Source organism: Pseudomonas sp. ZT5P21, assembly GCF_054897785.1.
In genome coordinates, this window is the sequence record NZ_CM142705.1 from 2432467 (window position 1) to 2456208 (window position 23742).

The window sequence follows — 23742 nt, forward strand, 5'->3', positions numbered from 1 at the left end:
GCAACCTCACGCTTTTCAAAGCGACTCACCGTCATCCAGTTTGGCGAGCAGTGTCTGGCCACGTTGCCAGAGCGCTCGCTGCTTGGGTTCCGGCATGCGATCGAGGTTCTTGTAAATCATGCCCATGCGTTGATTGCTGCGCAGAAGGTCTGCATGGCGCATCAGGAAATGCCAATAGAGCGCGTTGAAGGGGCATGCGTTGTCGGTAGTACTTTCAGTCACCTTGTACGCACAGCCACGGCAGTAATCCGACATGCGCTTGATGTACTGCCCACTGGCGCAGTACGGTTTGGATCCCAGGTAACCACCATCCGCGTGCATGACCATGCCTAGTGTATTGGGCAGTTCGACCCAGTCGAAGGCATCCATGTAGATCGCCAGGTACCACTCGCATATCTGGCTCGGGGCGATGCCGGCGATCAGGGCAAAATTGCCGGTGACCATCAGCCTTTGGATGTGATGGGCATAGGCATGTTCCAGGCTCTGGCCGATGGCTTGACGCATGCAGTTCATCTGCGTTTTGCCTGTCCAGTAGAATTCCGGAAGTGGCCTGTTGTTACCGAATACATTGCCGTTTGCGTAGTCGGGCATCTTCAGCCAATAGACGCCACGAACGTATTCCCGCCAACCGATCAATTGGCGGATAAAGCCCTCGGCGGCATTCAGCGCAACCCTGCCCGCCCAATAGGCCGACTCCACATCGCTGCACAACTGACGGACATCCAGCAGGCCAATATTGAGCGCCGCGCTGATGCGGGCATGAAACAGAAAGGGTTCGTCGCTGGCCATCGCATCCTGATAATCGCCGAATCCGGCCAGGCCAAAATCCAGAAAGTGTTCCCACAGCGCCTGGGCATCAGCGTGGGTCACTGGATAGTCGAACGAGTCCAGAGAGCCGTAGTGGCTGGCGAAGCGCTTCCTCACCAGCGCAATCACTTCCTGGGTGGTTGAGTCTACGGAAAAACGGGCCGGGTAGGGGGCTTTCACACCCTTGGGCAACGCTTTGCGGTTGTCGGCATCAAAGTTCCAGGCGCCTCCGACCGGGCTGCCGTCGCCATTGAGCAACAGTCCATTTTTGCGACGCATCTCACGATAAAAGAACTCCATGCGCAGCTGCTTTTTGCCTTCGGCCCAAGCAGAGAACTCGGCGCGGGTGCACAAAAATCGAGTATCAGCATGCCACTGCATCGGTAAGCCGCAATCGTTGATCGACTGCTCCAAACGCCAGTCACCGCACTCGGTCAGGTGCAGTTCGTCCGGCTCTATCACAGCGTGCCAGCGCTGCAACTCGCCCGGTACCGAACCGGTATTTTGCGGATCATCGAGGGTCACGTATTGCACCCGAATGCCGCGCTGCTGCAACGCCTGTGAAAAATGGCGCATGGCACTGAAAATCAGCGCGATTTTTTGTGGATGATGGGGCACGTGGGTAGCTTCCTCCATCACCTCGACCAGCAGCACCGTATCGCGCTCGGCATCCAGGTCACGCAAAGAGGCAAGGTCAAAAGATAACTGGTCGCCCAGGACCAGGCACAGCCGGCGATTTGTAGTCATCAGACAGAATCCAGTGAAGGAGGTAGGCGTAGAGACTTCCAAGCCTCTGTGGCCATGACCCGCATTTCCTAACCGCGGCGCGGCGCTCAATATGTCATAAGAACTTGCACAAGATTAATCTGATGTACAAGTTTCTTTGAGCTGACTGGTCACTCAGGATGATCAACAGTACTTATTTTCCATAGGAGGATCCCATCATGCCTAAATGCACCTTGGAGTATCTGTTCAACGGCGAGCGCCGCACCCAGGTAATCGAATTGGAGCAGTCGCCGCTGGCTGTTCATGAGGCCGCGATGCACTTGCTACAGCTGCATTATGGTGATGCTGAAAACAGCCTGATAATGCCCACGGCGGACGCGACGCCGGCGGAGATTTTAGAACAGGCTGAGCGGGTAGGGCTGACGCAGATTGAGGTCGTCGAGTGCACCGATTGAGGCGACGTGCAGCGACCATCGACGCGTGCCTAGGCAGATATGAAGGACTGCTCTTCGCCGATTTCTGCCTTTCGTGAGCGGCTGAAAACGACCCAAAGCTGCCGGTCGCGAGAGCTTTCAATCTGTCCCATTCTGGCCGATTTCTGCCTGTCACGACTGACAGCTATGGGTCGACTTCAGCCAGCCGTATGAGCGCACAAGCTAACCAAATTGGCCGGTCTTACCGTCATCGGTTCAGGGCTGATTCAGGGTTTTATCCCCGATAATCGCAGCTATAGAGACCGGTCATACTGATAGAGTCAGACCGTTTGCACATAACACCTTTCTGAGAAATTGCATGAACGAAGAACTAACTGAAGAAGAGATGCGCCGAGCACTGTTCGGCGGTGCTGAACACCTAGCGCAGACTAGTGCCTTACCTGTGCAAGACACCCTCTCGGATATCGCGATCATACAGCCGACAAAGGCTGCGGAGAAAAAGACGGTCGTCAAAGCGTTCACGTCCAGGTTGAGGGTAACGCTGCGGGTGGGCAATGAATTTGAGGGCAAGATGCACGAAATGTTCCATGAGGCGGATACGCTGAGTACCCTTCTAGCAGAGCAAGAAGCTACCAAGGCGGCCAAGAAGAAATTCAGGTTTGTGGAAGTGGTTTCGGTAAAGCCTATGTAGGGGGCTTCACAAGGCTCGCGGGCCAGGCATTGAATCGCCTCCGATTTCACCACTCACCCGCGCACGCTCAAGCTGACGCTTGTGGATGGCAACTCCAGGAGTAGCTGCAGATGAGTGCCTTTACACTTCAACTCAACTTGGTCAACCCACAGCTAGTGCCTACTCGCCAGCGACACACGAGCGGCTGACCTCAGTGAGGCCGTAGTTTTGTTTGAGCGAGTGATTCACTTTCGATTAGAAATAGAACTTTGACCCACACATCGCCGATATAAGTTTTGAGCTATTTTATACCTTATCTTCTTCTGCTAAGAACAAACTCTGCAAATCACCAGATAGTGATTTTTTATCGTCACCATACGTGAGCGAGAACTCATCACTTTCATAATTTATTACGCTAACTCCGTCGATAACCCCTAGAATATTGGAGGTTGTATCCACCATTGTCTGTCTAATCACCTCAAAGAAAATTTCTCGTTGCTCGGCAGGTAATGAGTTGAATAGGGTTAATGCACGTTTCCAGTACTCGTTGGTCACATCCTTGATGGAGGTGCTAGAAAATAGATCTTTGTAAATAGAAAGATTCTCTTCTACGACTGTCGTTTTGATCCCAATTACAAAGCCTTTCGAGTTCATTTGGTATTTGCTCACTTGGAACGTCGTCTGAATACTCTGAGCCCATCACATCTCGAAGAGCAGACGGTTCCCAAACGGTGTTTGTCGTCTAAATAGAAACTATTTTTTCGAGCTGATTTTTTGTTTCGTCAATATTTTAGTCCTGAAGGAAGGGCCAAAATTGGACAGAATTATTTTCGTTGCGGAAATCAGAAAATAAACCTGTCCCCTTTCACCATAAGCTGTTCGCGAAAGCTTCTTCAGGGGTTGCGCATAATTCATGATGTTTTTTCATAGCTTCATGAAGCTGTCGCGATCATTATAATGTTTAATGGCTTTTAGTATTTCCTCATTTGTAGCAGATGCTTTTTGCTTTAGTGCGTTGAATGTAACATCCTCCAAGAGTTCATCGGTAAACCAAAACTCGAGATTGTTTTGAGTGATGTACTTTGGAAAGATTTCTTCGTCGTCATCGGTGATCTCCGAATATTCATCAATCACGCAGTCGGTTTCCAGCGTCGCTTGGTCCGATGATCCTTTCCCATAAACACAATAGGTCAGGTTTTTATTCTGCATCTTCAAGAAATCGATTAAATCAGTTATTTTGATAGTTTTGTTATATTGCACCATTAATACTCCAATTATTCTGTTTTGATTTTACCTTCTCGCCCTTCTCTGCCTCCACCCCATATATCTCGTCCACCTTTTCCAGTCGGGTGGTATACAGAGTGTTCGCCTGCATGGTCCGCTCTATGGACAAGCTGCAACAGTCCGGGTTTTTCGTTGTGGTGCCAAGTGTAACCTGTGGGGCTAGAGCCCATGTTTCGCTTTGGATCGTCGACCCAAGTTTTGAGCTCGGGGTTTCGGCGATACATATTCTTTCGAAACGCTGGGTCGTCATTCAGTTTGTTTATCAAGTCTTTGTTAGCCCTGTTGAACTGTACCTTATCACTCTTCAAGTACAGGTTTTCAGGCACTTTGTAGTCATGGAAAGAATTAAATTGATGAGCTTTCCTACCGGCTTCAGGAACCTCAGGTTTACCCTCGTCGACAGCCGCTTTCGCTGTTGAGTTTTCAACCCCAATTTCTGGCTTGCACCCGTCCGCTCCCGGACAATTATCCAGCCCCAACGGATCTACCCACCCCGTAGGGTTAGGCACGTATTGATAGTTGTTCAACCCCCCAGCCAGCTTGATCGGATCCGGTGTCAAAAACCGCCCAGTGCCCGGATTGTAGTAGCGATGCCGGTTGTAATGTAAGCCCGTTTCCGCATCGAAGTACTGACCCTGGAAGCGCAGCGGGTTGTCGATTTCCGCAACGTCGAGAGTGGCGAGGTTGCCATACGCGCGGTATTTCGCCGACCACATGATTTCGCCGCTGTAGTCGGTGAGTTCCTGTGGGGTGCCGAGGTGGTCGAGTTGGTAGTAGAACGGCTCGGCTTTGAGTGGTCCTTCACCGTCGAGCATCGCCAAAGGCCGGAAGGAGCCCGGCTCGTAGATGTAGCTGCGATAGCGGTTATTGGCGCTTTCTGCAATGAGGCGTTCGCCTTGCCACAGGAACTCTGTGGTTTGGCCGTTGACGGTTTTGGCGATACGGCGGCCGAAGGCGTCGTACTTGTAGCTTGCGATGCTGCCGCTCGGGAGGCTGACACCGATGAGGCGGTGTTGGCAGTCGTAGCGGTATTCGGTGACGAGCTTTTGCCCGGTGCCGCGGCGCTCACGGCTCAAATTGCCATAGGCGTCGTAGTCGTAATGTCGATCACCCTGCATCAGCAGGCGGTTACCTTTGACGTTGGCCAGGCTCGCAGCCTGCTGATCACCTTGGCCGAGCAGGTTGCCTGCCGGGTCATGGGCGAAACTTTCCGGCGTGGTGCCACGAACGTTGATCAGCCGGTCGAGCGGGTCGTAATGATAGCTACGATTGCCTTTTCGGCTGTCATCGATGCCGGCGAGGTTACCGTTGGCATCGTAAGCGTAGCGACGCTGGAACAGGTTGCGATCCTGCTGGTTGACGCTGTGAGCTTGCAGGCGGCATTGTTCATCGTATTGGTATTGGCTGAGCAACAGACCCTGTTGACGCTGCTGTTCGCGACCTGCGCTGAACTGGTGAGTGGTCAGGCGTGAACCGTTGAGGTCGATGCTGCTCAGTTGACCGCCTCGTTGATGGCGATAATCAAGCTTGCTGCCGTCCGGGAGGCGACAGTGGCTCAGTTGGCCTACGGTGTCGTACTCGTAACGCAGGGTTCCCCAACCTTGGTGCTCGGTGATCAGGCGGTCTTGCAGGTCGTATTCGTAGGCCAGCGGCCAGTTTCCATCATCAACGTTCACCAGGCGCCCGAGGGCGTCGTAGCTGTAGTGAATTTCCTCGCCATCGGCCAGGGTTTTCACCAGCAAGCGGCCAGCGGCATCGCGCTGATATCCGGTAATCAGTTCGCTACCGTCATCACCGAATTCGGTTTTCTTGAGCAATTGGCCGTTGAGGTCGTACTCGTAGGCAGTACGGCGACCATCAAAGCCGGTTTCCTGCTGGATCAGGCCGTTCGGGTAGTAATCGAGGTGGTAGTGCTCGCCACGTTGGTTTTCGATCTCGCTGAGCAGCAGACGTGCGTTGTCGTAGCGATAGCGCAGTTGGCTGCCATCCGGGTTGATGCGGCGGCTGACCAGGTGCAGGTTATCGGCATATTCGTAGCGGGTGACTCGGCCCAACTCATCGCGCTCGGCGGTGACGCGGCCGTATGGGTTGTAAGTGAACGCGCGCGTAGCGCCACCGGGCAGGGTGATTTGCGCGAGCCGGTTGGCAGCATCCCATTGGTATTGGGTGATCGCGCCGCTTTCGTCCTGACGGGTGATCTGCCGGCCCAACGCGTCGTAGCGGTACTTGCGTTGGCCACCATCGGGCAACTGTTCTTCGAGCAGTTGACCGAGATTGTTCCAGCCCAGTTGATGACGACTGCCGTCGGGGTGGCGGATTTCTAGAAGACGGCCCTGGCGGTCATAGTTGTAGTGGGTTGAATTGCCGTCCGGGTCGATTTGTTCGGTGATATCGCCTTGGTCGTTGCGCCAATATATCCACTTCGCCGGGCCACGATTCAGCACACGGACGTAGCCGTGGTAATACTCATAAGAGGTCGGGGTGTCTTCGGGTGGAATGACCGCGATCAGTCGACCTGCTTCGTTGTATTGGTATTCGGTGACGGCGCCGAGTGGATCTTTTTCGGCGATCAGGCGGCCTTTGTCGTCGTAGGCCTTGAGGTGCTCCGCACCGTCCGGATCAACCTTGGCGACCAGTCGAGCCTTATCGTCGTGGGTGTAGACCTCTTCGCTGCCGTCAGCATTGGTAACCGTGACGCTGCCTTTGTCATCCCAGGTGTAACGCGCGTCCATTTGCGAGAAACTGGCCCAGTGATGGATGCATCGTGCCGACTTGCCTTCTTTCTCCCATTCCCAGTAGAAGCTGGCGCCACCAGCCAGTTGCCGCTCGAGAATGACGTTTTGGTCGTTATAGTCATAACGTTCGGCTTCACCGGCGGCGTTTTTGGCTTCGATCAGACGGTGCTGGGCATCGTAGCCATAGGTGACCAACGTCTGGATGGTGCTCCAGGCATCTTCCAGATTGTCTGCCGGGCTGAACTGCTGATAGTCGATGGCGACGATGTGCTTTCGATCGTAACGCACGAGGAGGGCGCGACCGGCACCGTTATCGACACGTTTGATTCGACCGTGGATGTCGCGGGTGATGTGGAGGCGATTACCGTAGTTGTCGCTGATGGCGATCAGCGTGGCGCCTTTGCTGTTGTAGCGGAAGTGGTAGAACTGGGTGCGTTCGCCGGCTTGGGTGAGGATCAACTCGGACGGATCGTCACCAAGGAAAATCGCCGCTTCCGACAGGCTGTTGGTGATCGTTGGGCGCTGCACAGTTGGCAACGGGAACGTGGTGATACGGTTTTCGTGGTCGGTCCAGACCACCTCGTCTCCCTTTACATCCACCCGTTGTGCCAAGGCATGACTCCAGCCGTAACCGAGGCCGCAGTCAATTTCCGCAGCGCTGGTGCGGTAGAGGCGAGTCCACTCGAAAGGTAGAAGCCCGTCGAGTTGGCCATCGGTCAGCGTTAGTAGCTCTTCACCAGTGACCATGGAAACCGGGCAGTTGTTGGTGCAGGTTTTCTTGGCGCAGGTTGTGCTTTTTTCGTCGGGTGTTTTTGACTGGGCCGGAGCGTCGCTGACCTTCTCCTTTGGCTCCAGAACGAATTGTTTTTCTGCTTTCTTACGAGCAAATACAGAGGCGTTTTTCTCCAGCAGGGTAGGCGTGTCGCTGGTGATCGGCACTGGACCTTTGGCGGTTGCCTTAGTCGCTTGTTCAATTTTCAGCGCGGCCTTTTTGGCGGCATTCATCGGTACGCCTTGCGCGCTCGCAACAAGGGGTTTCACGGTTTCACCGTGAGCCTTCAAAGCGTGTCCCTTACTCACTGCCAAGAGTTTTTCGGCGAGTTCTTCCAGCATTTTTACTGCTGTGCCGGATTTGACTTTAGCCAGGGTTTGAGTGCCGACACGAACCGCTAACCCGACACCGCCAGAAAGACAGATCCCTAGTACCACGTTGATCAGAAAGGAGCTGCTGATGGCGGTAATCACTTCCACACAGACTTGCGGTGGCAACATGCCGACCCACGCGACAATCGCCGAGAGATAGATGAACATCAGCGGTTCGTCGCTGAGAATCAGCAGCCCGGTAGCGATGGCCTCTTTCGACGCTGAATAGAGTTTTTTTACCTCATCTTCGGTCAGGTACTGGGCAAGTTGTTTGGCATATTTAAGGGGATCGGCTAGCAGTTCAAACAGGCTCTTGATGTCATCCCATAAACCTAAAAGCGCTTTCTCGAGACTATCGAGTGCTGACTTCACCAGGATGACCGAACGACCCATGCGATCGGCTGCCGTGTAGCTCGCCCATTGCGGCTGGAACTTGCTCGACCACTCGCTTTTCAACCAGCCGTCAAGATTTCCGATAACACCCTGGTACGAGGCATACAGCGCCTTGACGTTGCTTTCAGACACGTTCGGGAAAAAAGTAATGCGGTACATCTGACCCGGCTTGCAGCCTTTGATGACTTCAATACCGCTCGGACCGATATTTGCGGGAATCACCGGGCCAACAACGTCGTATCCGCCCAACATCGCCTTTTTTACGGGTTCGAGCTTGACCGGTGTATTGCCAATAGGCACGTACCGAGCGCTCTCAAACATATGGATCAGTGTGAAATCACCCATCAGAGGACAGGTGGCAAAGGTTTCAACCGGCCCTGTCTTGGTCTTGCGCTCAGTGACGCTGACTTCGTTGCCCACCTTGAACTTCTGGTCGACATCCATTGCCCAGCCAGTCCAGAAGCCATCGGCCCAGGTCTTGTATTCGGTTAGGCAATTATTGAAGTCCTTGAGAATGACATTCACGTCTGGGGTCTTGGCGTCGAGTACTCGAATAACCAAATTACCGATTGGATCAATCATGACGTGACTTCCTTTGTCAGCTCAGCAGCAAGACGCTCTGCCATATCTTCTGTATTGGATTGTTGGCGCACGAAGCGCTCGACCTTGTGACGCAGGTTACTTTCGGGGAAGGCAAAGAACAGTTCCGGGCAATCCTCTCCCAACCACTGCATCAAGTTGTCGACGACGGTGGTGTGGTCTTTCTCTGCCAGGGTGTCGACTAACGCCTGCGGAACCTCCCACCACGGCCAGGCCTTCGCCGGTGGCACGCCCCTCGGTCCCACGTCCAGTTTCTGGCCATTGATCAGGTAGCGGTCGAACACTGGCAAAACCTCACCAGCCCCGGCACCGAGGCCCTCAAGGATCGGAAGAATATGGCGTCCATCCCAGAACCGAAAAAACACCTCGGTTCCGTCAGGCATGAACACCTGAGTCAAGCTGCGAAGGTGTTCGAACACTACGTCCGGAGTGCTGGTAGACACTGCCAGCCAACCCCAATCCTGGGCATCGGTTTCAGCAATCCACTGAAGAAAACCGGCGTTGGGTTTTAATTCGGCGAGATAGGGCATGACGGGCTGCCAATCGGCGTATGGCGTGCCGCTCCAGATTGGGATGAGTTCTGGTGCCATGTCTTGCTGATAGAAGGGCTTGAGTGGCTCTGCATCGCTCGCAGCACTAACAATCAAATAAAGCCGCTCACCCGCCTGCAACGGCCGCTCAGCCAACCACGCCTGCGGAGTCAAAAGATCAGATCGCACAAGCACCTGCCTTGCATTTCTCACACTCTTCACAGAACGGCGCATTACGTTTCAGCGTATTGATCTGCGCCGGGGTCAGCACTGCGCCAGCCTTGTCCGCGTCCGCCTGTTTCAACACACCCGGCATCAGAGGTGCCGCGTCAGTGCCATTGCCGGGACTACCCCCGGAGTTCATGTTGATCACCGGCCCGCTCAGCGTGACACCGCTGCCGTCGATCTTGATGAAGCTGCCGCCGCCCTTGAGGGTCAGTTCGCTGCCGGCTTCGAGCACGACTTTCATGCCGCTGCTCAGGTGGATTTCCTGGCCGGCTTCGATGAATTGGCCGGTGCCGACTTTGATGTGCTGGTTGACGCCCACGGTCAGGTGGTCGTTGGCGCGTGTTTCGACTTTGCGGTCGGCGTAGACGGTGTGGTGTTCTTCGGCCTTGAATTCGCTGTAGCTGTTTTGCTCGACGGTGTCGTGGCGTTCGTTGCCGACGCGGATTTTCTGGTCGTGTTCGACGTTTTCGTCCCAGTCGCGCTGGGCGTGCAGGAAGATTTGTTCCTGGCCTTTTTTGTCTTCGATGCGCAGTTCGTTGTAACCGCCGCCACCGGGGGAGCTCAGGGTCTTGAAGGTGCTGCGGGTTTTGTTCGCCGGCAGGTCGTAGGGGACGACGTTTTCCTTGTGGTAGAGGCAGCCGCTGATCAGCGGTTGATCCGGGTCGCCTTCAAGGAAGCTGACCAGCACTTCCATGCCGATTCGTGGGATGGCGATGCCGCCGTAGTGGGCGCCGGCCCAGGCGGAGGAGACGCGCAGCCAGCAGCTGGTTTTGTCGTCGGCCTGGCCTTCGCGGTCCCAGTGAAATTGCACTTTGACGCGGCCATATTGGTCGCAGTGGATCTCTTCACCTTTGGGCCCGGTGACCACGGCGCTCTGGCTGCCGAGGATCCGTGGCTTGGGGTGGTTCAGCGGCGGGCGGTTCGGTACGTCCCAGGGCGTTGCCTGGAAACGGTTGCGATAGCCTTGATGGAAGTCATCTTTCAACGCCGTGGTATTGCTGGTGACCGACTCTTCCAGCACTTGCGGCTGTTTGCCTTCGTGCAGGATTTCGGTCAGCAGCCAGAGGTCATTCCACTTGGCTTTCGGGTGCTCGGTGAGGGCCAGAAAATGGCCGCTGACGAGGATCGGCTGATCGCTTCTGCCTTCGGCCAACTGGAAGTCGCTGCGGTGACGTTCGAGGGCACGTTTGGCCAGGTGCTTGCCGCGTTCGCGGTCGATGAAACGACCGGGGTAGTCGTAGTCTTCGAGATCGGGCAGGGCGTCGCCACGGTTTTCCGCTTCGAGGGTCAGGCGCGGCTTTTCGAAGTCGTAGTCGCGGCGGGTGGTGCGGCTGGTGCGGGTTTCCAGGCGCAGGTCGAAGCGCTTGATCACTGGGTTGGTCGCGACCATGCCGGAGTCTTGCTGGTAGGCCACGGGGGCGAGTTTCGGGAACACCGTCTGGTCATCGCCGAACACCAGTTTGTGGGCCGTGGCGCTGTGCTGGAAGTGGTAGTGAATACCTTCTTCCTCGCACAGGCGCTGGATGAACTGCAGGTCCGATTCATCGTACTGAACGCAGTAGATGCGCTCGGGATAAATCGCCCCGACTTTGAATTCGTAGGCGTTGCTTTGGATGCCGTGTTCTTCGAGGACCAGGCCGATAATTTTCGGCACCGTCAGGTTCTGGAAGATGCGCTGGTTGATGCGATGCGCGAGGTAGGACAGTTGCGGACGCAGGGTCACCGCGTAGCGGGTCAGGCGTTTGCCGGAATCACCCTGGGCGGCGCGATAGATCTGGCCATGGATGCCGCTGCCATCAGGCGAGAGCTGCAAAAAGGCCGGTTTGTGCAAGAGCGTTTCGAGGTCCAGGGACGGCTGTTCACTGACCAGATCCACCTCAAACACAAAAGGCTGGCTGATGGCTTCCCGACCTTGCAGGGCAAGGACCTGGAGATCGTTATCCAGACCTTCGATAGTCAGGGCAAAGTGAGTCTGATTGGCCGGCGCGAACATCCCTTGTTCCTCGTGCAGTGCAGCGGCGTTCGCCAAAAGCCCCAGGAAACGGGGTCAGCAGACGCAAAATTCTGGAAAGGCGTAAACAACATCGACCAGCAGAGCTGGCCGATGCGTGAAGCGGTCAGCCGCGATTAAGCGACTGGCTGACGCCAGTCATCGGAACCCGAAGTACCGGATACTTCGTGGGTCCAGGTGATTTTGCGGTAGGTGAATTGCACTTCTTCCAGGTGCGTGAAGTGCGAGTTCGACGGGTCCTGGCAGTTGTGCATTTTGTTGTTGATGGCGACGATGATCGCGTCTTCCAGTTTGGTGGTGTAGTAGTGCTCTTGGGTCCCTTGAGCCGAAGTGCGGTACCACTGGATAACGATTTCGCTCATGCGCTCGCCGGAAGTCAGCGCCGCTTGCAGCAGTGGCGAAGCCTTGTCGTAGACCTTGGTGATCACGACTGGCTTGTGCACGCGCTGACCGGTTGGCTGGCCGGACTGCGGGTCACGCGGGATGATCACGTCGTGGCTGAACGCCTGAACCATGACCTGGTCTTCGTGACCTTCCTGGTAGGTATTGCCAACCGAGTCGGCGGTGAAGGCGCCGGCAGTGATCAGACCTTGTTTTTCGCCAGTGACGGACATGTACGCTGGTGTAGCCATGGATGTGCTCCTTGCTAAAAATTTAGGGTGCCCGGGAGGCGATATCGCCCGGTGGGTGCCTGACTGTTATCAAGGTCCGTGCCAGAAAAGTTGAGGGCCAAGTAAACCGGGGGGATGGCCGAGGTTTTTCAATCGCTTGGGTGCGCTTGGAGGGAAATCACCTCCGAAGGTGCGCAAGAAGTTGCGCAGTACTGCGCAACTTCTTGCACACTCGGCTGGAGGCCACGGCGGGCTTGGCGCTTAGCGATATTGGAGGCTGTTTTTGAAAAATTAGTGCGCAACTTCTTGCGCAACAAGGCCATACGCCATCACTCAGAAGGCTGAAGCCGATCTGCTCGACGAATTGAGCAAAGTCGGTAGCTGTTTTTCCCGAGTAAGTGCGCAACTTCTTGCGCATAATGGCATTGCAACACCAAGTGCGTCTCCCGAAAAAGTGCCAGTAGTTGTAAGCAACTGATAGCTGATATTCGTTTCTGGCTGGAAACTTAACCACGCCCTAAAAAAAAGGGCTGACCGTCCGCTTTTGGCCAATTGCTGTCTCTCGTCAAGGAGCAGCTATCGCTCCATCAAAACAATGATCTCTTGGCCCTATAGCTTGATCCTGACAAAGACCGACTGCCAAGCCGACTCAATACATGACGGGGTTAATAGTCATTTTTTTCCTATCTTCTCTCGCCTCGGGTTTCCCCAAGTATCCTCGCGGCATCTCGTGCCGGCGGTAAGCCAAATACCCGTGCGTAATCGCGGCTGAACTGGGTAGCGCTTTCATAGCCGACCTCAAAGGCCGCGTTAGTAACACTTTTGGCGTTGGCCACCAGCAACGTACGAGCCTGAAGTAGTCGAACCCTTTTTTGATATTGCAACGGGCTAAGCGCGGTGACGGCTTTGAAGTGACGGTGAAAGGCTGACACGCTCATCGCAGCGCGTTGTGCCAGTGTCTCCACCCGGATGGACTCGGCAAACTCCCGGCGAATGTACTGAATGGCCAAGCTGACCCGAGCCATGGCGCTATCGGGTGCCGCGATGTCCCGCAGCATCCAGCCGTGTGGGCCTTGTAAAACACGGTACAAAATCTCCCGTTCGTATACAGGCGCCAGGGCCGCAATTTCTTCAGGCCGGGTCATCAATCGAAGCATGCGCACCCAGGCATCCATCAAGTCGGGCGTCACGGCGGCTACCGAAAAGCCTGCATCCTTGTCGTATTGCCCGATGGGCTTTGGCAGGTCGGACAGTAGAGTCGCCAGGACCGTCGGGTCGAGTGTCAGGCTGACCGCCAGGTAACGCTCGCCGGAAGAGGCAGGGTGTACTTGACCGACCGCAGGTAACTCGATGGACATGACGAAATAAGTCGCCGGGTCATAGCGAAGCGTGCGGTCGCCGATGGTCATTGATTTACTGCCTTGCAGGATCAGGTTGATCATCGGGTCGTAAACGGCGGCCAGCAGGTGTTCAGGGATTTCGCCCTGGACCATGGCTACACGTGGGATGCCCGTCTCCGTGCGGCGGTTTTCGGCACGGGAAGCCAGCGAGCGAAGTTCATTCAGTTGGTTTGTCATGGGGAACATCTGAACCCAGGCTGATACGCCCAGGCAAGCAAAAAGCAGAAACAGGCAGGATTCGAGTAGGAACGGCTGCGCTCGTTGCGAAGGCGATGGTTACTGTGGTGACTCATCTCAGTGACATTGGAGCAGCGCATGAGCGTTATCGTCATCACCGGTGGCAGCCGGGGCATCGGCGCCAGCACGGCCGAACATTGTGCTCGACGCGGCATGGGGGTCATCCTCACCTACAAAAGCCATGCTGATTCGGCAACCGCTGTTGTCCAGCGTATCCAGACATCGGGCGGCAAGGCCGTGGCGCTTGAACTGGACGTTGCTGATGTGAGCAGCTTCGAGCACTTCCGAGAAACGGTGGTGCTCACCTTACAGACAACCTGGGGTGTGGCAACGCTCGGCGGTCTGGTGAACAACGCGGGCCATGGCTTGTTCCATCCCCTGGAATCGGTCACCGAGGCGCAGTTTGACGGCTTGTTGAACGTTCACCTCAAAGGCCCGTTTTTCCTGACTCAAGCCTTGCTGCCGCTGATGGAAGAGGGCGCCAGCATCGTCAACCTGACCAGCGCCACGACCCGAGTGGCCACGGCAGGCGTCGCGCCTTATGCGGCTTTCAAGGGCGGACTCGACGTGTTGACTCGTTACATGGCCAAGGAGTTCGGCTCTCGGCGCATCCGTGCCAACTCCGTCTCGCCGGGGGCGATCCGCACCGAACTCGGTGGCGGCTTGAATGACGAATTCGAAGCTTTACTCGCATCGCAAACCGCCCTTGGCCGGGTGGGCGAGCCGGAGGACGTAGCTCGCGTTATCGCCATGCTGCTGTCCGAAGAAGGAAGCTGGATCAATGCCCAGACTATCGAAGTCGCGGGCGGGTATTTCATCTAAATCAGCATCTGAAAAGCGAGGCAATCGCAATGCTTGATCATATTTTTATCTCGGTAAGCGACGTTGATCGTTCCATCCGTTTCTACACGGCGACACTGACCCCGCTTGGCATTACCGGCAGGCTTGATTACGACGGCAAGGACGGTCCGCCAGGCCACCCGGACCTCAAGGGCTTCGGTGCCAATGGGCGGGTGTTTTTCTGGTTGCGCGAGGGTGTTGTGGAGGGGCGGGCGGTTCATGTTGGCTTCGTGGCGAACAGCAAGGCCGAGGTCAACGCAGCTTACGCGGCGGCTATGGAGAATGGCGCTGTAGGCAACGGTGCACCTGGCGCACGTCTGTATTACGACCCGAATTATTACGCCGCCAATGTCCTTGACCCGGACGGTTACAGCCTCGAATTCGTCTACAAAAACTGGCAGCACGCCCAATGAATCAATTAATGATCTACGGGGCGACCGGCTATACCGGTCGCATGGCTGCCGAGCATGCCAAAGCGCTGGGGCTGGACATTGTGATCTCTGGTCGCAATGGAGAAAGGCTGGAGTCACTCGCTGCGCAACTGGGCGTGCCTTATCGAGTGTTCACCCCTGATGCCCAAGCAGCCGAATCCCTGCATGGCATCGGCGCGCTGCTGAATTTCGCAGGGCCTTTTGCTCAGACGGCGGACGCCTTGATGCAGGCCTGTATCAAGGCCGGGGTCGACTATCTGGACATAACGGCCGAGATCAATGTCTATCGGCTGGCAGAACGGCTTGGCGCTCAGGCTACCGAGGCGGGTGTCATGCTGCTGCCCGGAGTCGGCTGGGACGTGGTGCCGACAGACTGCCTGTCGATGCATGTCGCTCGCCGTGTGCAAGATCCGCAGGCCCTGAAGGTAGCGCTACAGGTCGCAGGCTCCATGTCACGGGGATCAGCGTTGAGTGTCAGCGAGATCATTGGCGCGGGCCTTTTGGCACGAGTGGACGGACTGCTGGTCGCCACCCCGGATACGAAGCCGCAGCACTTCGATTTTGGCGACGGCCCGGCACTGTGCGCGCCACTGTCTTTCGGTGACCTGGTCACCGGCTGGCACTCCACCGGCATTCCCAACATTTCCATGTTCGTGCACATCACCGGCGATGCCTTTCCTGAAGGCGATCTCTCACAACTTCCCGATGGCCCAAGCGCGGAGCAGCGTGACGCCCACCGCGCCCGAGCCGTGGCTGAAGTCATTGGCGCTGACGGCACAAGTGCGCGCTCAGTGATCGAGACCGTCAACGGCTACACCTACACACCGTTGGCCGCTGTGGAGGCTGCACGCCGGGTGCTGGGCGGTGAGCGACGATCAGGCTTTGAAACGCCTGCGCGGGTGTTTGGCGTCGGATTCGCCGAAACGATTTCAGGGACGACAATCACAGATTTTTAGGGCGCGACAACACCTCTGCCACCAAGGGCGCGGTCGATACGTTGACGTTCGCCTTGGCCAGAGAGCTTGGGCCGCGCGGTATCAGGGTCAACTCGATCTTGGCCGGCCACACCAACACCCCAGCGACTGATGGCAACTTCGCCGGTGAGTTTGGCGAAAAACTTATAGCGGGCACGCCGCTAGGCCGATTCGGCGAACCAGAAGACATTGCACCGCTGGCCGTCTTCCTGGCGTCCGAGGACTCGCATTGGGTAACAGGCGAATCCATTCGGGCTTCGGGTGGCATACGAGGCGTTGGTTACTAAGCACCATTGATTAATGCTGTCGGCGCACGGTGACGTGCGCCTGTAGGGCTCCAGGTTTCAGATAATGACGCAAGCCTCGGTCGCAGCAGATTCACACACCACCTCATACTGCACTTTCACTCCTTCTCCAGCCCCCGCTTGATGGAGCGCGGTAGCTGCCATTGGTGTGGGGCGTTCGCTCCGTCATACGCCCAATTTGGTAGATGCGCTGCCAATTTCCCTAAATAATGCGGAGGACCGCTTTTGGCCGCTTTCTGCCTGTCACAACCGAACGAAATTGCCCCATAGCTTTCTGTCAGGCTGAATCCATATTCGCGACTAAAATTTCACTGCCGACTCTTCTGAAGCCAGGTCAGATTCCAACGGTGCAACGTGAGGTTTCGAGCATTATTTCAGTCTCAGGAAACTGGTATGGCCAATCCGCAAAATAAAGCCGAATCCGAAGAGGACTTAGCTCAGATGGTAATAGGGCGAGGGCCTTGCACCTATCTATTGCTGCTCTTACTAGGATTGATCCTCCTATTTCCCTTTCTTGAGGAAGGAATATTAGCCCGCACGTTGCTTGGCATTCTGTTTTCAATCGTGCTGCTCGTGGGCGCTTTTGCCACCAGGCAGACTCGGCGGGGGTTTATCCTCAAACTGGGCGTGGCGTTGCTAGGGGTTGGCCTTCAATGGGCGGCGTTGTGGGCTGGGAGTATCGCGATTCTTGAACTTGCCGGGATATCTTATGCGGTTTCTCTTGCAGTCTCGTTTAGCGGAGTGCTTCGCTATATTCTCAAGCGCGGGCCAATTACCGCCGACAAGCTGCATGGCGCGCTTGCGGGTTACATCATGCTGGCCTTTGTTTGGTCCTTCGTCTATGCCCTGGTCGAGATATCCGCCGCTGGCTCATTCGGCCCTGGCCACCTCGACTTCGGACAGCCCGGCACTTTCTTTAAACTGATCTATTTTAGCCTCACGACGCTCACGACCACCGGTTATGGCGATGTTATCCCATTGACCAACCACGCCCGCTCACTTGTGATGGTCGAAGAATTTTCAGGCGTTTTTTACGTTGGTGTTGTGATAGCACGGCTTGCCGGTTTTATCCGTCGAATCAGACTGGATGACTCTCGATTTGCCTGAGGCAGCTACGGGCATTAGTGATTAAGTCTTCCCTGATTTAGTAGACACCTTCGACCGACTGCTAATGTAATGGCCGATTGCTGCCTGATCAGACACGCTGAAAGGTTGCAGAGCCGTCGTTCGCTTTCACCGCAATAAACCCCAATCTGATGGTTTGCGGACGATCACCTCTCTGCGAGGCAAACATAAAAAACTGCGACAGCAATAGTGTCGTGAGTCGATGGGAAGGGCGCGCTATTTGATCTGCACAATGACCGAACCTTCCGTTACGATCGGCGGGTTCGCGTGGATGTTTGGTGCATTTTTCTGAATCCAGTCACGTGCGACTTTCAAGCTCGCATCGCTGCCGGCCTTGTCCGTGCAAACCGTCACCGACGTACCACCATCACCCGTATTCAGCAGTGTGTAGCTTACGAGGGCAGGCACTGTCCGCAGGGTAGCTTCGACGTCGGTTTTGCGCTCTTCTAAAAGCTCGAAAAGCTGCTTTGCGCCAGGACCTGAGTAGGTTCTTATGACCGCGTACATAGTCCGTCTCCTTTGCGAGTTACCGTCTTGATACCCATCCGGATCCATAGCCGCCATCAGTTGGGTTTCAGTTCGTACTAATTTTTCAGCTTAGTCAAACGCCGGTGACAAGCGAAATGCAACGACCAGCGGCTGCTTTTGGCCATTGATCTATGATGCAGTGATCAGCCTCGTGCAGCATCATAGTTGTCGCGTAATCTTCGCTGGAGCTTCAAGGCGGGGTTTAATGGTCGCATTGCTGGCGTTTATGAGCGACCAGGCCGAAGCGCTCAACGGCGGAACAGTCGACTTGGACGAGCGCAAGGACGGAGCGAAGATAACGCGCAAGATCTGGTTCTGAATGATTGGCGCGCCGCGCCATAAAGACGGGAGACCGCTCGTGAGCGACCGAAGCAATTTTGCGCTGTTGAGATTTGATCCGGCGTTTGCGTCGTTGCGCGATGGCCTTTCGGTCGCTGAGCAGATTGACGACACACTTTGGGTGGCCAACGACGAAACCACGAGCCTGGAACGCCTGAAAATCCAGGATGCTGCGCCCGGCGATGTCGTAAGGTGCGATGAGCACCAATCGTTTCAGCTCCTGGAGTATCTGGATTTGCCCCTACCGAAACAAGACGCCGAGATTGATATCGAGGGGTTGGCCTATGTCCATGACAGTGGTTACCTCTGGGTGGTGGGCTCCCATAGTCTGAAGCGAAAGAAGGCCGAGGCCGGCACTCCTGCACAGAAAAATATCAAGCGCCTGTCGACGGTAGAGGCGGACGGCAATCGCTTTCTGCTGGCCCGTATCCCTGTGGTACAGCAGAACGACGGCTATGCACTCGCCAGGAAGGTGGACGCCGATGGACGTACTGCGGCGCAGCTACGGGGCAACGAAGTCGGTAACGACCTGACTTCGGCCATTGCTGAAGATCCTCAGCTACGCGACTTCCTGCGTATCCCGGGTAAGGACAACGGCTTTGATATCGAAGGGTTGGCGGTCATCGGCCCGCGCCTACTGCTGGGGCTGCGTGGACCAGTCCTTCGGGGCTGGGCTGTGTTACTGGAGATTGAACCTGAGCTGTACGACGCCTCGACTGACACGCTGGTGCTGAAGAAGATCGGTCCGGATGGGCGCCGTTACCGCAAGCACTTCTTCGCGCTCAATGGCCTGGGCTTGCGTGACCTGTGCGCCCACGGTGACGATCTGCTGATCCTGGCGGGCCCCACCATGGAGCAGGACGGTCCGGTAACGGTCTTCCGCTGGCGCGGCGGCTTCGCGTCCGACGAGGAAAGCGTGGTCTTTACCGATCAATTGGAGAAGGTGCTGGAGGTGCCTTTCGGGCAAGGCAACGATCACGCTGAGGGCATGTGTCTGTTCCAATCGGGCGAGCAGCCTGGGGAGGTTCTGCTGATCGTCTACGACTCTGCGGCGGAGAGTCGTAAACACGGCGATGCGGATGTGGAAGGGGACCTGTTCATCCTGAATTAGCCACGCACCTCGACGTCATCGTGGCCTGTAGGTCAGCGCCTTGCCGGTGCCTTTTCCAGGGTCACTGTATTGTTTTCCCTGCTCGTCCAGTGCGAATATTCCGCTTTGCGTACCAAGACAACATGGAGGCTTCGCACGTGAGCGCTACTTCGTCGATCTGGTTTTTTGTCGTGCCATTCGCGATTGCAGCAGCAATCCCCGGACCCGCTCAGGGAGCGCTACTAGGGCAAGTCGTGTCGCGCGGCGCACGGTCTACGATACCCTTCATTGCCGGCATGGTTCTGGGCAATGCTGCCTGGCTGCTGGTCGCCACCCTCGGTCTTGCAGCATTGGCCCTACAGTTTGAGCCTGTTTTCATCGCGGTGAAATGGCTCGGCGTTGCCTTTATCCTGTTCATCGCCTTGAGCTTATGGTCGAAGAACACCGAACAAATGCAGGCACCTCCAAAGCGCTCGGTAGGCCGAGGACTTCTTGCCGGAGCCGTGCTGACTCTGAGTAATCCAAAAGCTGTCGTGTTTTTCGGCGCGGTGTTGCCCCATGCATTTGATCTGACAGCTCTGTCCTGGTCAGAAGTCATCTACATCACCGCACTCGGCATCGGGATCGATCTCACCGTTCAATTGGCTTACCTCGTTACCGCATCGCGAATCAAACGCGCCATCCAGTCACCGAAGGCAATGAAGCGTCTGAATAGAACGTCAGCTGGCGTAATGACGTGTTGTGCCGGTTGGATGGCTGTTTCGCGCTGATATCCTCGGCGGCAGGCCTTTGCAAGACTGCAAAGCCTTTACTGTTCGCCGTTGATTGGCTACGCCACCCGATCTGATCTTCAATGAGGAAACTGAAAAAACTCTCAATTCAATGAAATACATGGGCGTTCTGACGAGGATGAATCATGCGGATGTGGATAGGGGCGGCGGCTCGGCCCATCAGTCAATTGCTCATTGCAGCGGGTGTCAGCCTTATCGCAGTCGTTACCGATGCGCAGGCTCAAACCACACCTCAAGTCTCTCTAGAGATAAAGGGCTTGCTGGACTTTGTCGAGCACAGTGCGTGTCTGTTTGTCCGTAACGGGAGCGAGTTCCCGGGTCCCCGGGCTCGGGTGCATCTGGAAGAGAAGCTGAATTATCTCGAAGGCAGGAACATGGTGGGCAGCGCAGAAGACTTCATTAATCTAGCTGCCACCAAAAGTAGTATGAGTGGCCGCGCCTATGAAGTGCGATGTCCGGAGGGCGTGCAACCGGCAAGCATTTGGCTGAAGAGGGAACTACAGCGACAACGGCAGCTTCATTGAGTTTGTCTCAAGTCGAATAACGCTCTGGAGGGCGTTCGGCGCCGATGAGTACGGATGAAACGATGAGTAGCGAATGTTCAAACACCAAAGCCAAGCCGTTTCGTATTCCGCGCACGATCTGGGCTCTTGGCTTTGTCAGTCTATTCATGGATCTATCGTCCGAGCTGGTACACAGTTTACTTCCTGTATTTTTGGTCACTACATTGGGTGCGAGTGCATTGGTCGTCGGAGTGATCGAGGGTATTGCCGAGTCGACCGCCATGCTCGTCAAGATATTTTCTGGCGCTATCAGCGACTTTATTGGGCGGCGCAAAGGATTGTTGTTGCTTGGATATGGTTTGGCCGCGCTGAGCAAACCACTGTTTCCTTTAGCTCATTCGGTGGAGGTGGTCGTTACAGCACGGTTGCTGGACCGCATTGGCAAAGGCATTCGAGGGGCGCCACGAGATGCTCTGGTCGCCGATGTGTCGCCACCGCAAATCCGTGGCGCCTGCTTTGGGCTGCGGCAGTCGATGGATACCGTAGGGGCTGTGCTTGGCCCTGCTCTGGCCATATTGCTTATGTTATGGCTCGCAGAAATACAGCTTGTCCTGTGGTTTGCAGTGATCCCGGCAGCAGTGGCTGTGGCTCTCATTGTCACGGGAGTGAAAGAGCCCACACACCCCGCCAGCGAACACAAGTTTCGATCTCCCATTCATTGGAAAGTCCTTCACGAATTTTCCTCGGGGTATTGGTGGATCGTCATCATTGGAGGGGTGTTTACGCTTGCTCGTTTCAGCGAGGCGTTTCTGCTATTACGAGCACAACAGATAGGCCTGTCGATCACCTGGACTCCACTGGTGATGGTGGTAATGGCACTTTTTTATGCGCTGTCTGCTTATCCTGCTGGCTGGCTATCTGATCGCATCCCTCGCACGAAATTGCTCTGCGTAGGGATGGGGATACTCGTTCTGGCCGATCTGGTGCTCGCTCAATCCAGTTCTATCATTACGATGATGCTGGGCGTTGCCTTGTGGGGGCTTCATATGGGATTTAGCCAAGGCATTCTGGCCTCGCTGGTCGCTGATAAAGCTCCCACAGAACTCAAGGGCACGGCCTTCGGCACTTTCAATCTTGTCAGTGGTATATGCATGCTGATCGCCAGCGTTCTTGCGGGCTGGCTTTGGCAAAGCATTGGGTCAGACAGCACTTTCCTCACGGGGGCACTGCTTGCCACAACAGCTCTGTTGTTACTCTTGTTCAAGAAGCAGTAAGCGCAACCAAAAAGCGAAATAAAGAGCTCTGACCGAACAGCTCACTGAGTGAGGCGCCACCCGATGTCAAACGTCATCACGCCAGTTCACTTTCCAGGACAAGAACAAAACCAGGAGTCATTGATGCAACCGATCCGTCTCGGTCTGGTGGGCTACGGCAAGATTGCCCAGGATCAACACGTTCCAGCGATCAACGCCAACCCTGCATTCCAGTTGGTAGCTGTCGCGACGCAAGGGCAACCTTGCGCCGGGGTAGAAAACTTTCAGTCACTGAGTGAGCTGCTCGAAAATGGCCCTCAGGTGGATGCGATTGCGTTTTGCACACCGCCGCAAGGTCGATTCGCTCTGGTGCAACAAGCGCTGGTCGCAGGCAAGCACGTGCTGGTCGAAAAGCCGCCGTGCGCCACGTTGGGCGAAGCGATGGCATTGGTGAATCAGGCCGGTGAGCAAGGCGTCAGCGGTCTGTTCGCCTGGCATTCACGCCACGCGCCCGGCATCGAAGCCGCCCGTGCCTGGCTCGCCACTCGCACCCTGCAACGCGTACAGATCGACTGGAAGGAAGATGTGCGCAAGTGGCATCCCGGCCAGGCATGGATCTGGCAACCCGGAGGCCTTGGCGTCTTCGATCCCGGCATCAATGCTTTGTCGATTGCAACCCGTCTGCTGCCGTTGCCGCTGTTTGTCGAGTCTGCCGAACTGCGAGTCCCCGGCAACTGCCAGTCGCCGATCGCCGCGTCCATTAAAATGTCTGACGCGCACCACCTTGATGTCCGCGCGGAGTTCGATTTCGACCACGGTCAGGACGAACTCTGGAGCATCGAGATTCGCTGCACCGAAGGCATCCTGCGACTGGACAACGGTGGCGCACTGTTGAGTATCGACGGCGTGCGCCAAACCGTATCGGAGGAGGGTGAATACGCGGCGGTGTATCGACATTTTCAACAGCTGATTGACGACAAGGCCAGTGACATGGATCTCCAGCCGCTGCGCCTGGTGGCCGACAGTTTTTTTGTCGGCAGTCGGGTGTTGGTTGCGCCGTTTTACGATTAGCGGTCGGTCAGGAAAGGGCAGAGGCGCGTCTTGTGAGTGAAGTGGGGTTGCATAAAGATAACGAAGAAAAAGGGCAGATCTGTTTTATTCGAAAATAAATCACAGACCGTAACTGCAGAAGAACGGGCGCCGATTAAGGTGCCCGTTTTCTTTTACTCCTTCGCCTGCGCCCGCAAGCGCCGACCAATCACATCCATCAAGTCACAGCCGTCGCGCAGGGGATGGCTAACAGCTGCGAAAAGTCCTTGAGCACTACCGTGTCGCAACCGAGCTCGGCCCGGAATGCGATGTTTTCCAATACCTGGGTGACCGTGCGAACTCGGTAGTCAGCGGCTGCTTGCAGGACGTCTAGCGGCGCCTCTGTGTCGATGAGCAGGGAAGCCGGAATCAGGTCGATTCCGGTGAGGGGCATGTATCTAGTCATTTGAAGATCTCTGTTTGATAGGCTCAAAGGCCGTCACTCAGTCGTCGCCAAACGATTGGGTGGCAGCTGTGCGCAGGTTGGCGAACCGGCACAGAGAACACCGGCAGACCCGAAGGTCTCCCGCGCACAGCCGCCATATCAGCGGCTTTGCGGGTGCGACGACCCCTGCAATAAAGCGTAGAGCCCTCGCATTCTCTGTAGTCAGGTCGCCAAACCCGAATCGCCATTTTGGGCGACGGGGCGGACTATAAGCTTCATC

19 protein-coding genes and 3 pseudogenes are annotated in these 23742 nt (G+C 55.9%); 12 read left to right on the forward strand and 10 right to left on the reverse strand.

The window, feature by feature from the left end; all coding sequences use genetic code 11:
• Nucleotides 1-15: 15 nt before the first annotated feature.
• On the reverse strand, nt 16-1554 hold the full coding sequence (locus ACYZT9_RS11365; RefSeq protein WP_462009859.1) for a cryptochrome/photolyase family protein: 1539 nt from the start codon (nt 1552-1554) through the stop codon (nt 16-18).
• A gap of 197 nt (nt 1555-1751) precedes the next feature.
• On the opposite strand from ACYZT9_RS11365, the gene ACYZT9_RS11370 reads away from it, so the two are divergent.
• Entirely contained in the window at nt 1752-1988 is a 237-nt protein-coding gene (locus ACYZT9_RS11370; protein WP_462009860.1) for a hypothetical protein, read from the forward strand.
• A gap of 337 nt (nt 1989-2325) precedes the next feature.
• Nucleotides 2326-2658, forward strand: a complete 333-nt coding sequence (locus tag ACYZT9_RS11375) for a hypothetical protein (RefSeq protein ID WP_462009861.1) — start codon at nt 2326-2328, stop codon at nt 2656-2658.
• A 285-nt stretch (nt 2659-2943) separates the two neighbouring features.
• Here ACYZT9_RS11375 and ACYZT9_RS11380 read toward each other — a convergent pair whose 3' ends face one another.
• From ACYZT9_RS11380 to ACYZT9_RS11410, 7 genes are all read right to left on the reverse strand, one after another.
• Nucleotides 2944-3306 (reverse strand): hypothetical protein, encoded by a 363-nt coding sequence (locus tag ACYZT9_RS11380; protein ID WP_462009862.1) that lies wholly within the window; start codon nt 3304-3306, stop codon nt 2944-2946.
• A 255-nt stretch (nt 3307-3561) separates the two neighbouring features.
• Complete coding sequence (locus ACYZT9_RS11385) at nt 3562-3900, reverse strand: DUF7716 domain-containing protein (RefSeq protein WP_462009863.1); 339 nt, start codon at nt 3898-3900, stop codon at nt 3562-3564.
• A gap of 11 nt (nt 3901-3911) precedes the next feature.
• Nucleotides 3912-8774: an RHS repeat-associated core domain-containing protein gene (locus ACYZT9_RS11390; RefSeq protein ID WP_462009864.1), complete on the reverse strand. Its 4863-nt coding sequence runs from the start codon at nt 8772-8774 to the stop codon at nt 3912-3914.
• On the reverse strand, nt 8771-9511 hold the full coding sequence (locus tag ACYZT9_RS11395; protein WP_462009865.1) for a DUF4123 domain-containing protein: 741 nt from the start codon (nt 9509-9511) through the stop codon (nt 8771-8773). Before ACYZT9_RS11395 ends, ACYZT9_RS11390 begins: the two co-directional genes overlap by 4 nt.
• The gene (locus ACYZT9_RS11400) at nt 9501-11543 is read right to left on the reverse strand and encodes a type VI secretion system Vgr family protein (RefSeq protein WP_462009866.1); all 2043 of its coding nucleotides are present in this window, start codon (nt 11541-11543) and stop codon (nt 9501-9503) included. Before ACYZT9_RS11400 ends, ACYZT9_RS11395 begins: the two co-directional genes overlap by 11 nt.
• Before the next feature lie 134 nt (nt 11544-11677).
• Entirely contained in the window at nt 11678-12193 is a 516-nt protein-coding gene (locus ACYZT9_RS11405) for an Hcp family type VI secretion system effector (protein WP_054051032.1), read from the reverse strand.
• 662 nt (nt 12194-12855) lie between these two features.
• Nucleotides 12856-13749 carry an AraC family transcriptional regulator gene (locus ACYZT9_RS11410; protein WP_462009867.1) on the reverse strand — a complete coding sequence of 298 codons (894 nt, stop codon included), beginning with the start codon at nt 13747-13749 and terminating at the stop codon, nt 12856-12858.
• A gap of 138 nt (nt 13750-13887) precedes the next feature.
• Between ACYZT9_RS11410 and ACYZT9_RS11415 the strand changes: the two genes are divergently transcribed.
• The 5 genes and pseudogenes from ACYZT9_RS11415 to ACYZT9_RS11435 all read left to right on the forward strand — a co-directional run bounded on the left by ACYZT9_RS11415 (nt 13888) and on the right by ACYZT9_RS11435 (nt 17450).
• Nucleotides 13888-14631, forward strand: coding sequence for an SDR family NAD(P)-dependent oxidoreductase (locus ACYZT9_RS11415; RefSeq protein ID WP_310658858.1), 744 nt, complete (start codon nt 13888-13890; stop codon nt 14629-14631).
• Between the two features lie 29 nt (nt 14632-14660).
• A complete protein-coding gene (locus tag ACYZT9_RS11420) occupies nt 14661-15062 on the forward strand; it encodes a VOC family protein (RefSeq protein ID WP_462009868.1) in 402 nt (133 codons plus the stop codon).
• On the forward strand, nt 15059-16036 hold the full coding sequence (locus ACYZT9_RS11425; RefSeq protein WP_462009869.1) for a saccharopine dehydrogenase family protein: 978 nt from the start codon (nt 15059-15061) through the stop codon (nt 16034-16036). The genes ACYZT9_RS11420 and ACYZT9_RS11425 overlap by 4 nt, the downstream gene beginning before the upstream one ends.
• A gap of 11 nt (nt 16037-16047) precedes the next feature.
• A pseudogene (locus tag ACYZT9_RS11430) lies at nt 16048-16341 on the forward strand (SDR family NAD(P)-dependent oxidoreductase); the annotation flags it as partial.
• 411 nt (nt 16342-16752) lie between these two features.
• A pseudogene (locus tag ACYZT9_RS11435) lies at nt 16753-17450 on the forward strand (ion channel).
• A gap of 250 nt (nt 17451-17700) precedes the next feature.
• Here the strand turns inward: ACYZT9_RS11435 and ACYZT9_RS11440 are convergent.
• On the reverse strand, nt 17701-17991 hold the full coding sequence (locus ACYZT9_RS11440) for a hypothetical protein (protein ID WP_462009870.1): 291 nt from the start codon (nt 17989-17991) through the stop codon (nt 17701-17703).
• A 379-nt stretch (nt 17992-18370) separates the two neighbouring features.
• Between ACYZT9_RS11440 and ACYZT9_RS11445 the strand changes: the two genes are divergently transcribed.
• From ACYZT9_RS11445 to ACYZT9_RS11465, 5 genes are all read left to right on the forward strand, one after another.
• The gene (locus ACYZT9_RS11445) at nt 18371-19462 is read left to right on the forward strand and encodes a DUF3616 domain-containing protein (protein WP_462009871.1); all 1092 of its coding nucleotides are present in this window, start codon (nt 18371-18373) and stop codon (nt 19460-19462) included.
• Nucleotides 19463-19599: 137 nt separating this feature from the next.
• Complete coding sequence (locus tag ACYZT9_RS11450) at nt 19600-20211, forward strand: LysE family translocator (RefSeq protein WP_462009872.1); 612 nt, start codon at nt 19600-19602, stop codon at nt 20209-20211.
• Between the two features lie 146 nt (nt 20212-20357).
• A complete protein-coding gene (locus ACYZT9_RS11455; RefSeq protein WP_462009873.1) occupies nt 20358-20756 on the forward strand; it encodes a YfeK family protein in 399 nt (132 codons plus the stop codon).
• A gap of 62 nt (nt 20757-20818) precedes the next feature.
• Nucleotides 20819-22009, forward strand: a complete 1191-nt coding sequence (locus tag ACYZT9_RS11460; protein WP_462010202.1) for an MFS transporter — start codon at nt 20819-20821, stop codon at nt 22007-22009.
• 123 nt (nt 22010-22132) lie between these two features.
• Nucleotides 22133-23059, forward strand: coding sequence for a Gfo/Idh/MocA family protein (locus tag ACYZT9_RS11465; protein ID WP_462009874.1), 927 nt, complete (start codon nt 22133-22135; stop codon nt 23057-23059).
• A gap of 152 nt (nt 23060-23211) precedes the next feature.
• Here ACYZT9_RS11465 and ACYZT9_RS11470 read toward each other — a convergent pair.
• A pseudogene (locus ACYZT9_RS11470) lies at nt 23212-23483 on the reverse strand (hypothetical protein).
• Nucleotides 23484-23742 lie beyond the last annotated feature (259 nt).

Excerpts from the sequence above, each read along its gene's own strand:
- ACYZT9_RS11465 (WP_462009874.1), top strand. The coding sequence starts at position 22,133 with ATGCAACCGATCCGTCTCGGTCTGGTGGGCTACGGCAAGATTGCCCAG.
- ACYZT9_RS11410 (WP_462009867.1), bottom strand. The coding sequence starts at position 13,749 with ATGACAAACCAACTGAATGAACTTCGCTCGCTGGCTTCCCGTGCCGAA.
- ACYZT9_RS11460 (WP_462010202.1), top strand. The coding sequence starts at position 20,819 with ATGAGTAGCGAATGTTCAAACACCAAAGCCAAGCCGTTTCGTATTCCG.
- ACYZT9_RS11390 (WP_462009864.1), bottom strand. The coding sequence starts at position 8,774 with ATGATTGATCCAATCGGTAATTTGGTTATTCGAGTACTCGACGCCAAG.
- ACYZT9_RS11405 (WP_054051032.1), bottom strand. The coding sequence starts at position 12,193 with ATGGCTACACCAGCGTACATGTCCGTCACTGGCGAAAAACAAGGTCTG.
- ACYZT9_RS11365 (WP_462009859.1), bottom strand. The coding sequence starts at position 1,554 with ATGACTACAAATCGCCGGCTGTGCCTGGTCCTGGGCGACCAGTTATCT.
- ACYZT9_RS11440 (WP_462009870.1), bottom strand. The coding sequence starts at position 17,991 with ATGTACGCGGTCATAAGAACCTACTCAGGTCCTGGCGCAAAGCAGCTT.
- ACYZT9_RS11385 (WP_462009863.1), bottom strand. The coding sequence starts at position 3,900 with ATGGTGCAATATAACAAAACTATCAAAATAACTGATTTAATCGATTTC.
- ACYZT9_RS11415 (WP_310658858.1), top strand. The coding sequence starts at position 13,888 with ATGAGCGTTATCGTCATCACCGGTGGCAGCCGGGGCATCGGCGCCAGC.
- ACYZT9_RS11400 (WP_462009866.1), bottom strand. The coding sequence starts at position 11,543 with ATGTTCGCGCCGGCCAATCAGACTCACTTTGCCCTGACTATCGAAGGT.
- ACYZT9_RS11420 (WP_462009868.1), top strand. The coding sequence starts at position 14,661 with ATGCTTGATCATATTTTTATCTCGGTAAGCGACGTTGATCGTTCCATC.
- ACYZT9_RS11425 (WP_462009869.1), top strand. The coding sequence starts at position 15,059 with ATGAATCAATTAATGATCTACGGGGCGACCGGCTATACCGGTCGCATG.
- ACYZT9_RS11455 (WP_462009873.1), top strand. The coding sequence starts at position 20,358 with ATGCGGATGTGGATAGGGGCGGCGGCTCGGCCCATCAGTCAATTGCTC.
- ACYZT9_RS11370 (WP_462009860.1), top strand. The coding sequence starts at position 1,752 with ATGCCTAAATGCACCTTGGAGTATCTGTTCAACGGCGAGCGCCGCACC.
- ACYZT9_RS11375 (WP_462009861.1), top strand. The coding sequence starts at position 2,326 with ATGAACGAAGAACTAACTGAAGAAGAGATGCGCCGAGCACTGTTCGGC.